Source organism: Pseudomonas sp. Pseusp97, from assembly GCF_047304025.1.
In the GTDB taxonomy this organism is placed as follows: Bacteria; Pseudomonadota; Gammaproteobacteria; order Pseudomonadales; family Pseudomonadaceae; genus Pseudomonas.
In genome coordinates, this window is record NZ_JBGLYK010000042.1 from 18411 (window position 1) to 31961 (window position 13551).

Annotated in this window: 15 protein-coding genes; 9 read left to right on the forward strand and 6 right to left on the reverse strand. The window is 65.0% G+C overall.

Annotated features, from left to right (window positions below; genetic code table 11):
* Nucleotides 1-43 precede the first annotated feature (43 nt).
* The 4 genes from ACCC94_RS10420 to ACCC94_RS10435 all read left to right on the forward strand — a co-directional run bounded on the left by ACCC94_RS10420 (nt 44) and on the right by ACCC94_RS10435 (nt 3444).
* A complete protein-coding gene (locus ACCC94_RS10420) occupies nt 44-784 on the forward strand; it encodes a response regulator (protein ID WP_413349353.1) in 741 nt (246 codons plus the stop codon).
* Nucleotides 781-2091, forward strand: coding sequence for an ATP-binding protein (locus ACCC94_RS10425; RefSeq protein WP_413349354.1), 1311 nt, complete (start codon nt 781-783; stop codon nt 2089-2091). The genes ACCC94_RS10420 and ACCC94_RS10425 overlap by 4 nt, the downstream gene beginning before the upstream one ends.
* Before the next feature lie 123 nt (nt 2092-2214).
* Nucleotides 2215-2853: a hypothetical protein gene (locus ACCC94_RS10430; RefSeq protein WP_413349355.1), complete on the forward strand. Its 639-nt coding sequence runs from the start codon at nt 2215-2217 to the stop codon at nt 2851-2853.
* Nucleotides 2854-2928: 75 nt separating this feature from the next.
* Entirely contained in the window at nt 2929-3444 is a 516-nt protein-coding gene (locus ACCC94_RS10435) for a DoxX family protein (RefSeq protein WP_413349357.1), read from the forward strand.
* A gap of 760 nt (nt 3445-4204) precedes the next feature.
* Here ACCC94_RS10435 and ACCC94_RS10440 read toward each other — a convergent pair.
* The 5 genes from ACCC94_RS10440 to ACCC94_RS10460 all read right to left on the reverse strand — a co-directional run bounded on the left by ACCC94_RS10440 (nt 4205) and on the right by ACCC94_RS10460 (nt 7625).
* Nucleotides 4205-4627, reverse strand: a complete 423-nt coding sequence (locus ACCC94_RS10440) for an organic hydroperoxide resistance protein (RefSeq protein WP_413349359.1) — start codon at nt 4625-4627, stop codon at nt 4205-4207.
* A 12-nt stretch (nt 4628-4639) separates the two neighbouring features.
* Nucleotides 4640-5413 (reverse strand): DUF2063 domain-containing protein, encoded by a 774-nt coding sequence (locus ACCC94_RS10445; RefSeq protein ID WP_413349361.1) that lies wholly within the window; start codon nt 5411-5413, stop codon nt 4640-4642.
* Nucleotides 5406-6251, reverse strand: a complete 846-nt coding sequence (locus tag ACCC94_RS10450) for a DUF692 domain-containing protein (RefSeq protein ID WP_413349362.1) — start codon at nt 6249-6251, stop codon at nt 5406-5408. The genes ACCC94_RS10445 and ACCC94_RS10450 overlap by 8 nt, the downstream gene beginning before the upstream one ends.
* A 61-nt stretch (nt 6252-6312) precedes the next feature.
* Nucleotides 6313-6852, reverse strand: a complete 540-nt coding sequence (locus ACCC94_RS10455) for a hypothetical protein (RefSeq protein ID WP_413349364.1) — start codon at nt 6850-6852, stop codon at nt 6313-6315.
* A gap of 395 nt (nt 6853-7247) precedes the next feature.
* Entirely contained in the window at nt 7248-7625 is a 378-nt protein-coding gene (locus ACCC94_RS10460; RefSeq protein WP_413349365.1) for a RidA family protein, read from the reverse strand.
* Nucleotides 7626-8086: 461 nt separating this feature from the next.
* Between ACCC94_RS10460 and ACCC94_RS10465 the strand changes: the two genes are divergently transcribed.
* The 3 genes from ACCC94_RS10465 to ACCC94_RS10475 all read left to right on the forward strand — a co-directional run bounded on the left by ACCC94_RS10465 (nt 8087) and on the right by ACCC94_RS10475 (nt 11977).
* Nucleotides 8087-9415: an OprD family porin gene (locus ACCC94_RS10465; protein WP_413349367.1), complete on the forward strand. Its 1329-nt coding sequence runs from the start codon at nt 8087-8089 to the stop codon at nt 9413-9415.
* 363 nt (nt 9416-9778) lie between these two features.
* Nucleotides 9779-10123 (forward strand): hypothetical protein, encoded by a 345-nt coding sequence (locus ACCC94_RS10470; RefSeq protein WP_413349368.1) that lies wholly within the window; start codon nt 9779-9781, stop codon nt 10121-10123.
* A gap of 183 nt (nt 10124-10306) precedes the next feature.
* Nucleotides 10307-11977 (forward strand): diguanylate cyclase, encoded by a 1671-nt coding sequence (locus ACCC94_RS10475; protein WP_413349370.1) that lies wholly within the window; start codon nt 10307-10309, stop codon nt 11975-11977.
* Between the two features lie 208 nt (nt 11978-12185).
* Here the strand turns inward: ACCC94_RS10475 and ACCC94_RS10480 are convergent, their stop codons facing one another.
* Nucleotides 12186-12485 carry a hypothetical protein gene (locus tag ACCC94_RS10480; RefSeq protein WP_413349376.1) on the reverse strand — a complete coding sequence of 100 codons (300 nt, stop codon included), beginning with the start codon at nt 12483-12485 and terminating at the stop codon, nt 12186-12188.
* Between ACCC94_RS10480 and ACCC94_RS10485 the strand changes: the two genes are divergently transcribed.
* Nucleotides 12375-13178, forward strand: a complete 804-nt coding sequence (locus ACCC94_RS10485; RefSeq protein WP_413349372.1) for a gamma-glutamyl-gamma-aminobutyrate hydrolase family protein — start codon at nt 12375-12377, stop codon at nt 13176-13178. The two genes, ACCC94_RS10480 and ACCC94_RS10485, sit on opposite strands and share 111 nt — an antisense overlap.
* Nucleotides 13179-13416: 238 nt before the next feature.
* Nucleotides 13417-13551, forward strand: a 135-nt coding sequence (locus ACCC94_RS10490) for an SDR family NAD(P)-dependent oxidoreductase (protein WP_413349374.1), incomplete at its 3' end; no start/stop codon positions are given.

Below are 13551 nucleotides of genomic sequence, written 5' to 3' on the forward strand. Positions count from 1 at the left end.
GCGCTATAAACTCGCTTCAACCCACTGCGAACGAGGAACCGACATGGACCATGTCGATCACGTACTGATCGTCGACGACGACCGCGAGATCCGCGAGCTGGTCGGCAACTACCTGAAGAAGAACGGCCTGCGCGTCAGCCTGGCTGCGGACGGCCGGCAGATGCGCGCCTTCCTCGATGCCAACAGCGTGGACCTGATCGTCCTCGACATCATGATGCCCGGCGACGACGGTCTGAAGCTCTGCCGCGAACTGCGCGTGGGCAAGCACAAGTCCACCCCGGTGCTGATGCTCACTGCACGCAACGACGAGACCGATCGCATCATCGGCCTGGAAATGGGCGCCGACGATTACCTCACCAAACCCTTCTCTGCCCGCGAGCTGCTCGCGCGGATCAACGCCGTGCTGCGCCGCACCCGCATGCTGCCGCCGAACCTGCAGGTCAGCGAGGCCAGCCGGCTGATCGGCTTCGGCCGCTGGAAGCTCGACACCACCGCGCGCCACCTGCTGGACGAAGACGGCACCCTGGTCGCCCTGAGCGGCGCCGAGTACCGCCTGCTGCGCGTGTTCGTCGATCATCCGCAGCGCGTGCTCAGCCGCGAACAGTTGCTGAACCTCACCCAGGGCCGCGAGGCGGACATCTTCGACCGCTCCATCGACCTGCTGGTCAGCCGCCTGCGCCAGCGCCTGCTGGATGACGCCCGAGAGCCGGCCTACATCAAGACGGTGCGCAGCGAAGGCTATGTCTTCGCCCTGGCCGTCGAACTGCTCGAGCCCAACGAATGAAATCCCTCCTGCTCTGGCCTCGTACGCTGGCCGCGCGCCTGGCGCTGATATTCCTCGCCGGGCTGGTGTTCGCCTACAGCCTGTCGTTCTGCTCGCAGTTCTACGAGCGCTACCAGAGTGCGCGCAGCATGATGCTGGGCAACCTGGAGACCGACGTCAGTACCGCCGTCGCCCTGCTCGACCGCCTGCCCAGGGATGAGCGCGAGGCCTGGCTGCCGATGGTGCAGCGCCCCAACTATCGCTACCTGCTCAGCGAAGGCCAGCCCGGCGAGCCGATGAACATGGCGCAGGCGCCGATGGCCGCCATGTCCATCGCCGATGTCGTCGGGCCGCGCTACCCGCTGCGCTTCGAAAACATCCCCGGCGCCATCCCGCATTTCCAGGTCCACCTGAAACTCAAGGACGGCAGCCCGCTGACCATCGACGTGACGCCCAAGGGCGTGCCGGTGGCGCAATGGCTGCCGTGGGTATTGATGGTGCAGCTGGCGCTGTTGCTGCTATGCACCTGGCTGGCGGTGCGCCTGGCGATCCGCCCGCTGACCCGGCTGGCGCAAGCGGTGGATGACCTTGACCCCGACTCCCCGGCGCCGGACCTGGACGAGCGCGGCCCCAGCGAAGTCGTCCATGCCGCCCGCGCCTTCAACGCGTTGCAGGGGCGTATCGGCTCCTATCTCAAGGAGCGCATGCAACTGCTCGCCGCCATCTCCCACGACCTGCAGACGCCCATCACGCGGATGAAACTGCGCGTCGAGCAGATGGACGACTCGCCCGAGCGCGAGCGCCTGTGGAGCGACCTGGAGGAGATGCAGCACCTGGTCCGCGAAGGCGTGGCCTACGCACGCAGCATGGACGGCGCCAGCGAGGCAGCGGTAAAGGTCAACCTCGACTCCTTCCTCGACAGCCTCGTCCTCGACTACCAGGACAGCGGCCAGGCCGTGGAGCTGCTGGGCAGCAGCAACGCCGTGCTGGAAACCCGCCCCCACGCGCTGCGCCGGGTGCTCACCAACCTGGTGGACAACGCCCTGAAGTTCGGCGGTTCTGCCCAGGTGGAAGTCGAGCGCGATAGCCAGGGCGTCGTGTGTGTTCGTGTACTCGACGACGGGCCGGGCATTCCCGAGGAAGAACTCGCCGAGGTGGTGAAACCCTTCTACCGGGTGGAAAGCTCGCGCAACCGCAGCACCGGCGGCACCGGCCTGGGGCTGGCCATCGCCCAGCAGCTGAGCCAAGCACTGGGCGGCACCCTGACGCTGTCCAACCGCGCCAGCGGCGGGCTGTGCGTGCAGCTGGAACTGCGTCCCGCCAATTAGCGGCATGTACACAGAGATACAAGACGGCCTTACCCGGACACATGCGGGATAAGGCCCGTCGACAAGATGGCTCCACGAACAGCGGCGGCACCCCGCCCGCCGCATTCCCCCAAGGAGCCCGCCATGAACCGTCCCGCCGAACCTGCCCGCCTGCATGGCTGGCGCCTGTTTTCCCTGCTGTCGCTGCTGGTGCTGATCGTCACTGCGCTGGCCCTGTGGTCACAGCCGCAATGGGTGGAAGCGCTGCGCAGCTCGATCCGCGTCACCGCCCGCACTTCCTTCGCGCTGTTCCTCGCCACCTTCCTCGCCTCCTCCCTGGCGGCACTGGTCCCAACCGATTTCACCCGCGGCCTGCTGCGCGAGCGACGCTTCCTCGGGCTGGCCTTCGCCTTCTCCCATGCCGTGCACGCAGTGCTGATCATCCTCTACGTGAAGTTCTTCCCGGAGACCTTCTGGAGCGGCCGCAGCGTCGCCGCGAACATTCCCGGCTCGGTCGGCTACCTGTTCATCATCCTGCTGACCATTACTTCCTTCCCGTACGCGATGAAGCTGCTCGGCGCCCGCGCCTGGAAGGCCCTGCACAGCACCGGCACCTGGGTGATCGCCGGGGTGTTCTGCCTGTCCTTCTACAAGCGCCTGCCGATGGGCTCCTGGTACCCGCTGGGCTTCGGCCTGATCTTCAGCGCCATCGCCTTCAAGCTCCTCGCCAAGCTGGCCGTGCGCCTGCGTCGTAGCGCACGCCCCGCATTGCCGAACGCCTGATCCCGACGTCTTCCCCGTCCGGGCGAAACCATCGCCCGGCCGATTGAGCCCACGACTTTGCCCATGAGGTGCACCATGACCATGCTGACCCTGAACCCGCTCAAATCCGCCTTCGACCAACTCGACCGCCTCGCCGCCTGGGGCTGGGACATCCCGCTGCGACTGTTCCTGGCCTGGGAATTCTTCGAATCGGGCCTGGAGAAATGGCACGGCGACAACTGGTTCGAACAGATCCACTCAAGCTTCCCCTTCCCCTTCAACCACTTCTCCGCCGGCTTCGACTGGCAGGTGTCGATGTGGGCCGAGCTGATCGCGCCGGTGCTGCTGCTCCTGGGGCTGGCCACCCGCTTCGCCTCGGCCTCGCTGATCGTCGTGACCATCGTCGCCATCGCCGCGGTGCACTGGCCGGCACAGTGGTCGAGCCTGGCGGAACTCGCCCAGGGCTACTCGATCACCGACCATGGCTTCGGTAACTACAAGCTGCCGCTGATCTATCTGGTGGCGCTGGTGCCACTGGTGCTCAAGGGGGCGGGAGCGCTCAGTGTGGATGGATTGGTGCGGCGGTTCCTGGGAGCTTCGCGGAACGTCTGATCGAGCCGCGATTCGCCTGTTCGACCCGCGACGCCCTCTCCCTTGGAGAGGGCGTTTTTGTTTGTCTGCGGGAAGTCGGCGCAGGGGTTGGGCGCGGACTTTGTCCGCTGTTCGCGGGTATGGCTCGTTACCTGCCTGCCTGAAACAACGCGCCGGGGCACGCCTTCTCCCCCGCCCTGGCTGCGCGCCCCGCCTCGAAGGGAGAGGGAGCTATCCGTGCCGGCTGGCATCGTTGATCAAGCGCGTGCAGGCCCCTTCTGCAATATGCGTACTGCCACGGTGCGCTACTGCCACAGCGGAGTCCGCCGCGTAGCTTCGCGGACAAGGTCCGCTCCTACGAAACACCACGCTAAGCCGCCCAGGGTTGAGGCCGTAGGGCGCATAACGCGCCAGCGTTATCCGCCGTCGTGGTATCGGCGGATAGCCCGTTCCGGGTTATTCGCCCTACGCAAGTCCCGTCGCTCGCCCTTGCCCTTGAGGTCTTCCACCGAAATTTCCGCATGCGCCGATTGCCCCGTTCAAGAGGCCTCGTCGAGGCGGAGTTTCAGGGGTTGGGCGAGAACAACATCCGCGCCTGCGTGGGCGCGGATGAGGGATAGCGGATCTCACGGGGTGGACCTGTAGGAGCGAGCTTGCTCGCGAACAGATTTACCGACGACTCCTAAGCGGGGCGGATTCGCGAGCAAGCTCGCTCCTACGAAAAACAAAAAGCCCGCGCACCGATGACGGTGCGCGGGCTGCGCTGTGACCAAGGGATCGATCAGGGAATGACGAACCCAACCTCGATATTGCCGCGCGAAGCCTTGGAGTACGGGCAGATCTGATGGGCTTCGTCGACCAGCCTGGCCTTGTCTTCGGCGGTCAGGCCGGGAAGGTGCACGGTGAGCTGGGCGGCCAGGGCGAAGCCGCCGTCGGCGGTGTTGCCCAGGGAGACTTCGGCGTCCACCGCCACGTCGGCCGGCAGCCGCACGTTCAGTTTCTGCCCGGCGCGGCGCAAGGCGCCGATGAAGCAGGCGGACCAGCCAATGGCGAACAGCTGCTCGGGGTTGGTGCCGGGGCGGCCGGAGCCCGGCGGGCTCAGGGGCAGGTCCAGCTCACCGTCGGTGGTCCGGCCGCGGCCGTCGCGGCCTCCGGTGGTGTGGGTGTGGGCGGTGTAGATCACGGTTGCCAGGGTGTCGGTCATGACGCTTCTCCTTCAGGGACGATGCAGTGGGGGACGACGTGGAGTGGTGCAATTCGGCCGGGTGCCTAGCACCACGCCTTGTTCTTTCAGACTGCGCAGCAGGGTGATGCCCTGCCCTTCGATGGCGGCCGGTTCGACGCCGGCGATTTCGGCCAGCGCCTTGAGGTGTTGCCGACCGGTGAGCTGCCACTGCTGCAGTGAAACCAGCAGGGCATGGGCCAGCGGCGCCAGGCGCGAGAAGTACACCTTCAGGTCGGCACCCCGGCGGGCCAGCAGCAAGGTCGGTTCGGCCGGCGCTTGCGGCGGGATGTGCCCGGGGCCGAGGTGGCTGACCGGCCAGGCATAGGCCAGCGGAAAGGCGAGGCTGGAAATCAGCGGCACTCCATCGAGCAAGTCACCGTCCGGGGCGTGGGCCGGTTCGGCGCTATCGCTGAGCAGCAGCGAGGTCTCGATGAATTCATAGTGCGCCAGTTCCGCTACCCAACCGGGCAGATCGACAAGGCCCTCCAGGTAGTCGACGAACTCGCCGGCCACCTCGGTGAACAGCGGCGTCTGGCAGCGGAAGCCGGCGTAGAAGGCTTCGGTCAGCGCCTGCCACTGCCCGCTCGGCAGGCTGGCGTGCAGCACCGGGAAGTTGCCGGCCAGCAGCGACTGCAGGTTGCCGAAGAAAAGTTGCCGGTACACCGCCAGGCGCCGCGCCTCGATGCCGGGCGGCGGTTCGTTGGCCTGCGGGTCGCGGATGTAGCGGGTCATGCGCAGTTGCTGTTCACGCAAGGTCTCAGCCATGGCGCACCTCCGCTTGGCGCGCGGCCGCTTGCAGGTTGCGGATGGTGTTCACCTCGCCGAGCAGTTCGGCCAGCGGCGGCAGGTTGAAGTCGCGTTCGAGCAGGGTTGGCACTGTGCCCAGGTGCTGGTAGGCGCTGGCCAGCAGGCTCCAGACGTCGCCCTTCACCTCGGCGCCATGGGTGTCGACCTTCAGGTCCGGCGCTTCGTCGTAGTGGCCGGCGACATGCAGGCAGACCACGCGCTCGGCCGGCACGCGGGCCAGGAAGGCGGCGGCATCGTAGCCGTGGTTGTGGGCGTTGACGTAGAGGTTGTTGACGTCCAGCAGCAGGTCGCAGTCGGCCTCGCCGAGCACGGCGCGCAGGAAGTCGATCTCGCTCAGCGCCTGGTAGGGCGCGGCGTAGTAGGAGATGTTCTCCACGGCGATACGGCGGCCGAGGATGTCCTGCACCTCACGGATGCGGCTGGCGATGTGGCGCACGGCCTCGTCGGTGAAGGGCATGGGTATCAGGTCGTAGAGATGGCCTTCGTCGGAGCAGTAGCTCAGGTGTTCGCTGAACAGCGGCACCCGGTGCTGATCGAGGAACTCGCGGATACGGCCAAGGAACACGCGATCCAGCGGTTCGGGGCCGCCCAGGGACAACGACAAGCCGTGGCAGGACAGCGGGAAGCGTTCGGCCAGGCGGGCCAGCCCTTCGCCGTAGCTGCCGCCGACGCCGATCCAGTTGTCCGGCGCGACTTCGAGGAAGTCCACGGCGCGCTCGTCGAGGGTCAGCAGCTCGGGCAGCATGGCGCGGCGCAGGCCGAGGCCGGCTCCTTGCAGGGATGCAATGGTGGTCATGGCGATCTCCTTGGCGAGATACCCTCCCCGGCCAGCGGCGCGGGGAGGTGGTCGGCGGCGGTCAGTTCCTGGCCTGGCTCAGCTTGCTGTACAGGTCCGACGGGAACGGCTTGCCGTTGGAGTCGAACTGGTTCTTGCGGAACTGGTAGACCTCGCCCTCGGAGAGGTAGCCGTCGTGGTTGGCGTCGATGGCATCGAACTCGGCGTTGGCCTTGGGCGCCACGGCCAGCAGTTCGGCGCGGGAGACGCGGCCGTCGTGGTCGGCGTCGGTCCGGGCGAAGGAAGCATCGCCACACTTGCCTTCACCGCACTTGCCCTCGGCGCCGGTGGCCTTGGCCTGGGCGCCGTCGGCACCGCATTTGCCTTCGCCACACTTGCCTTCACCCTGGTTCGCCTTGGCCTTGGCTTCTTTGGCCGCGCCGCACTTGCCCTCGCCACATTTGCCCTCTCCGGCCTTGGCGGCGGAGGCCAACTGGTAGCCCTGCGGCAGGGCTTCGACGGCGAAGGCGGAAGAGGCCATGTTCAGGCCGCCCACCAGGGCAACGGCGAGCAGACCGAGTTGGGATTTCGAGCGCAGGTCTTTTTTCAAGAGTCGGGTCATGGTTTTTCTCCAGATACTGTGGCGCGTGGTGCGCCGGGTCATGCCGCGAGGGCGAATCCCTGGAACGCAGCGCTGGAGGTTTTCCCTGCCGAAGCGCCTTGTCGTTCGGGTAGGGCTATTTCGCCGCAGCGATGTATCGCGGGCGTATCGGCGGCGGGAGGCTTTTGTATGCGTGTGTCCGCTCAGGAAGCGGCAGATACAAAGCAATACATTCGGCGGGAGGTCTGGAGCGAAGGGGGTTCGCGAGCAAGCTCGCTCCTACAGGTCTGCGCTGCTTTTCGTAGGAGCGAGGGGGACGCCTAGTTCTTGCTCGCGAACCAGAGCCATCTAGGACATTGCGGAGGGGATAAAAAGAAAGGGCCGCAGAGCGGCCCGATCTCACAAAGGCAGGAAGATCAGCTCGCGCGCTTGGCCGCGATGGCGGTGACTTCCACCTTCATGCCTTCGACGGCCAGCTCGGAGATACCCACGGCGGCGCGCACCGGGTAGGGCTTGGCGAAGAAGCGGCAGTACACCTCGTTGAACGCGGCGCGGTCGGCCATGCTGGTGAGGTAGATGGTCAGGTGCAGCACGTGGTCCAGGCCGCTGCCGGCCTTTTCCAGGGCCAGCTGCAGGCTGCGCAGGGTGGCTTCGCTCTGGGCCTTGATGTCGCCCAGCTCCAGGCTGCCGTCCTCGAGGGTGGGGATCTGCGTGGAAACCAGCAGGCCGCCGAAGCCGGCGACGTCGGAGGAGATGGATTCGGGGTCCGCGTCGGGGATGAAGGTAGGCGTCATGGGACAAATCTCTGCTGTCGGTGAATGGGGCACGTCGCCGCATGGGGTGCGGCGGCCGGGTCGCGCAGCTTAGCCGCATCGCCCCGATGTGCGCCATGTCACCGTGCCCGCAGCCCCCGGAAACAGTGGCATTGCATATATATGCGGAACTTCCTGACAGCTTATTTCAACTGGACAAAAGTCCTGATTATTACAATTTGAGACATAGACCTTTTCATTATCCGTGATTTAAACGGCGAACTCTTTCGGCATTATGACGTCGGCTTTGCGTATCCAAGCCCGCGTCTGGAGCAATACGCGGGGGAATGCAAAGTCAGTTGACTGCAACAATGCCAACGCAACTTCCTGCGATTTTCCGCCGTGGTCAATCCACGTTCGGATTCATTGTGCCTGCCTATAAAAACGTCCGGCTCTCACGCACTTCATCGAGCCGGTCCTCCAAGACTCTAGGGGCAATATCCATGAAGCACCTCAAACGCAGCGCTATCGTCCTCGCTGTTTCCGCCGCCGCCAGCCAGTTCGCCAGCGCCGAACCCTTCGTCACCGATCAGGCCGATGCCAAGGGCTTCGTCGAGGACGCCAAGCTCGACGTCCTGCTGCGCAACTACTACTACGACCACGACGGCAAGAACGGCCGCGCCGACAACCGCGACTGGACCCAGGGCTTCCTGGCGAACTTCTCCTCGGGCTACACCCAGGGCACCGTCGGCTTCGGCGTGGACGCCTTTGGCTACCTGGGCATCAAGCTCGACGCCGGCGGTGGCCGCGCGGGTACCGGCAACCTGCCGGTGGGCAACGACGGCAAGCCGGAAGACGACTACGGCAAGGCCGGTGGCGCGTTGAAGGTGCGCATCTCCAAAACCGAGCTGAAATTCGGTGACATGCAGCCGACCGCTCCGGTGTTCGCCGCCGGCGGCACCCGCCTGATTCCGCAGACCGCTTCGGGCTTCAACCTATTCAGCAGCGAAATCGATGGCCTGGACCTGGAAGCCGGTCACTTCACCTCCGGCACCAGCCCGGTCACCACCGCCCGCGACGGCGGCCTGTGGGCTGCGTATGCGGTCCAAGAAGCCAGCAGCGTCGACTTCGTGGGTGGCAAGTACGGCATCACCGACAACCTGAGCGTGTCGCTGTACGGCTCCGAGTTCGAAGACATCTGGCGCCAGTACTACGGCAACGTGAACTGGGTGCTGCCGGTCGCCAACGACCAGTCTCTCGCGTTCGACTTCAACATCTACCGCACCAACGACTACGGTCAGGCCAAGGCCGGCGAGATCAGCAACACCACCTGGTCGCTGGCTGCAGCCTACTCCTTCCTGCAGGCGCACACCGTCACCCTGGCCTACCAGAAGGTCCACGGCGACACTCCGTTCGACTACGTCGGCTTCGGCGACGACGGCGACGGCGCCACCGGCGACTCGGTATTCCTCGCCAACTCCGTGCAGTACTCCGACTTCAACGGTCCGGGCGAGCGTTCCTGGCAGGTCCGCTACGACCTGGCGATGGATACCTACGGCGTACCGGGCCTGAGCTTCATGGCCCGCTACATCAACGGTACCGGCATCGACGGCAGCCACGCCGACGCCGATGGCAGCTACGCCGGCCTGTACGGCGAAGACGGCAGCCACCACGAGACCGACCTGGAAGCCAAGTACGTGATCCAGGAGGGCCCGGCGAAGGACTTGTCCTTCCGCATGCGCCAGGCCTTCCACCGCGCCAACGCCGACCAGGGTGAGGCGGACAACAACGAACTGCGCCTGATCGTCGAATACCCGCTGTCGATCCTGTAATTCAGGCGGATATTCGTCTGGCAATAACGCGGGGCAACTTTCGGATTCATCTGAATGTTTACCCCGTGTTCCCGAGAGATTATTACGCCCTGACAGAAAGTCTCTTCCCGGATTGGCGGTTTATCTCAAGGATTCAACTTCCTAGAATCAACCCATCTTCCCGCTTCCGCACTTCCCTGCGGAAGACAACTCCTGACGTTGATATTGTGATTGCTCCTTCGACGTCCTTCGAGCCGCTCCCCTGGAGCGGCTTTTTTTATGTCGCGCGTCGGCTCATCGATAAATAATGAGCGAAACGCCAAGCGAAGCGGTCCAACTTCTGACGGCGCGGTATCAACCCGCGAACGGAAGGAGGACAGCATCATGAGCGCATTGACACTCGAAGGCTGGTGCAAGCTCACCGCGGATCAGAAGCCCATCCCGGTGACCGACATCCACTTCTATCTCACCGATGACGACCGCCTGCACCTGGAACAGGCCGAGCTGTACCTGCAGGAAAACGACCGCAAGGAAATGATGGTCGACACCAATCTCGATACTCTCGACCTGCACATGCCCGACAGCGTCGGGCCACTGGCCGACTGCATGTTCCGCGTGTACCTGGGCGGCGCCGAGCATCGCGGCCAGTTCCATCTCGTCGGCCACCGCGCCAGCGACGGCTGCCTGTTCTACACCAACGCCGTACTGATCGACCAACTGATCAACTGACCCTTGCGCGCCTGCGCTACCGCAGGCGCCCTCCCCTGCCCTGCACGCTCGTCGCCCATGTCGCGGAGGGACATTGTGGCGCCCCCAAGGCCGTGATTTCATAGGGCCATCTGCGTCCGCATGCCGCGGCGTCCAGCGCGGCGTCATGCCAAGCCCATCCTCCGTCGAAGAAGCTGCTATCGGATGCGAACTTCCAGTAATCCTGCGGTAAAGGAGTGCGGGCGATATGACGGCCTGCTGCGTCTCGCCCGGCATGCAGGCGGCGATTGCGCCGTCCTGCTCATCGACATGCACGGCCAGTTGCTCGGCCAGCTCGGCATCGACGCTGCGGCAGCGCTTTCCCTGGCGACCCTGCTGTCCCTGGATGCCTCCGCCAGCCCGCTCAGCCACCAGGGCCGGCTCATGAACCTGCTGGCCAGCAGGCTGCTGCGCGACCCGCAAGGCTTTCCCCAGGCGCGCCTGCTGCTGCTCGGCGACAGCGACGAGGCACTGAGCGACGAACAGCAAAGTCTGCTGACCGACGTACTGGAACTGGGCGAAGCGCTGCTGGACCGCGACCGCGCACCGCAGAAGGACGGCGAACGGCGCATGGCCCTGGCGGTGGACGGCAGCGGCACGGGCATCTGGGACCGCCACGTGCCGACCGGGCAGATCCACTATTCCAGCGCGTGGAAGTCGCTGCTGGGCTACACCGAAGACGAAATCGGCAGCCGCATCGAGGATGCCTACACCCGCGTGCACCCCGAAGACCTCGAGTATGTGCAGAACACCATGCGAGACCACTTCGAGGGCCGCACCGAAGCCTACGAAGTAGAGCACCGCCTGCGGCACAAGGACGGCCACTACCTCTGGGTCTGCAGCCGCGGCAAGGTGGTGGAGCGCGACGCCGCGGGCAACGCCCTGCGCATGCTCGGCACCACCACCGACATCAGCGCCCTGCGCGGCATGGCCGAGAAGCTGCGCGAAAGCGTGGAGCTGCTCACCGACCTGACCAACGAAATTCCCGGCATGGTCTTCCAGTTCCGCCGCCTCCCCGACGGTACCGGCACCTTCCCTTACGTCAGCGCCGGCGTGATGGATATCTATGGCGTGCCCGCCGAACAGATGCGCCATCGATCCGTGCTCCTGCGCGACCTGATCCACCCCGACGACCTTCCGGCCTGCCTCGCTTCGCTGGAGGCGTCCGCCGCCCACCTGCAACCCTGGCGGCACGAATACCGCGTGCAGATCCCCGGCCGCGGCACGCTCTGGCGCCAGGGCAACGCGCACCCCAAGCGCCTGCCGGACGGCAGCCTGATCTGGCACGGCTTCATCACCGACATCACCGAACGCAAGCGCATCGAAGCCGAACTGCAGGTGCTGGCCACCACCGACTTCCTCACCCAGTTGCCCAACCGCGGCCACTTCATGCGCCTGATCGAGGCCGAGCTCGGTCGCGTGCAACGCTCGACCACCCGCCACGCAGCGATCCTGATGTGCGATATCGACCACTTCAAGGCGATCAACGACCGCTGGGGCCACGCTGTCGGCGACGAGGCGCTGCGCCACTTCGCCTGCATCCTCGGCCGCGACATCCGCCGCGTCGATTTCGCCGGACGCGTGGGCGGCGAAGAGTTCGCCGTGGTACTGGGCGACGCCGACATCGCCGCCGCCAGGATCTTCGCGCAGCGCCTGCAGCAGCAATTGCTGGAACAACCGCTGATGCAGGGCGGACAGCGCATCCCGCTGAGCATCAGCATCGGCATCGCCGAACTGGACGCGAGCGACGTTTCTGCCGAGGCCGGGCTTTCCCGCAGCGACAGCGCGCTCTACCGGGCCAAGCAGAACGGTCGCAACCGCATCGAGTGCCACTGAGCGCGCCGTTCCGGGCAAACCCGCGAGGCAGAGCGCGCCGCCTGCGCAGGCGTTGCCGATCCTGAACGCCTTGCGTGAAAAAGCGTGCAGAATTTTTCACCATTATGAAGCGGCGTTTTAAATAATGGACTTTTCATCACGCCTGGATATTTATAAAAATCCTTTATAAACAATCACATACACCAAATGCGCCGAGTGATTTCGGCCATTATTTTTGACGCTCGCCGCCGAATTCGTTTGACATATTTAACGGCTCTGGCAGGCTGGTAGGCAGGTTTCGACCGGGAATCATCGCCTTCTGTGCGCTCCCGGCAGTGCTCGGAACCTCAGGTAGCGCGCCTTTTCCGCTGCGCGCCTGCACAAAAACGATGGGCTGCAGCCCGTCCAAAGGTGACATATGTCCAACAGCAACATTGGCAACAAGAAACAGACCCTTCGAAAACCCGTCGTCCTGATGTCCATGGGCAGCCAAGAGCGCAAAGGCCACGACTATCAGGTAATGACCCACAAATACATCGTGCCCCTGGTCGAACAGTCCGATTGCGTGCCGGTACTGGTACCGACCTGCTGCGGCATCGAAGACCTCGAGCAATACCTGGACATGGCCGACGGCGTGTACCTGACCGGCGCCGGCAGCAACATCGATCCGACCCTCTACGGCCAGGAGAACCAGACTCCCGGCAAGGGCCAGGACAAGGACCGCGACAACTTCGACATCCCGCTGATCAAGGCCGCCATCGCGCGTGGCCTGCCGATCTTCGGCATCTGCCGCGGCATGCAGGAAATCAACGTGGCCCTGGGCGGCGATATCTACCAGAAGGTCTACGCCGAGCCCGGCTTCAATGACCATCGCGAGAATCCCGAAGACCCGGTCGACGTGCAGTACAGCCAGGTCCACGGCGTTCGTCCGGTTTCGGGCAGCTGGCTGCAGCAGCTGCTGGGTGACGAGATCCGCGTCAACTCGCTGCATGGCCAGGGCCTGAAGAACCTGGGCAAGGGCATCGAAGCCATCGCCCATGCCGAAGACGGCCTGGTCGAGGCCATCCACGCCCCGACGCTTTCGCCCTTCCTCTTCGCGGTGCAGTGGCACCCGGAGTGGCAAGCCGCGAAGAACCCTGACTCGGTGAAGATCTTCCAGGCGTTCGGCGATGCCTGCCGCGCGCAGGTGAAGAAGAAGCAGGCCCGCGCACTCGCAGCCTGATTCGCTTCCCGCGTCATGAAAAAGCCCGGCCATGTGCCGGGCTTTTCCGTTTCTGCTGTAGGAGCGAGCTTCCTCGCGAACAGCTCTGACTCCGGCATTGGGCGGTTCGCGAGCATGCTCGCTCCTACGAAAAGCCTCCGTCATTCGCGGTGCGAATGGCGCACCCTGCACGCCCTTGAGGGCGCATCCGGCTAACCTTGGCGGTCAGCGAATTCGCCCAGATGAACAAGGTGCAGCCATGAGCAACGACCTCTTCTCCCTCGCCGGCAAGACCGTCCTGGTCACCGGCGCCTCCAGCGGTATCGGCGCCCACCTGGCGCGGGTAGCTGCACGGGCGGGCGCCCGCGTAGTCCTGGCGGCACGCCGCACCGAG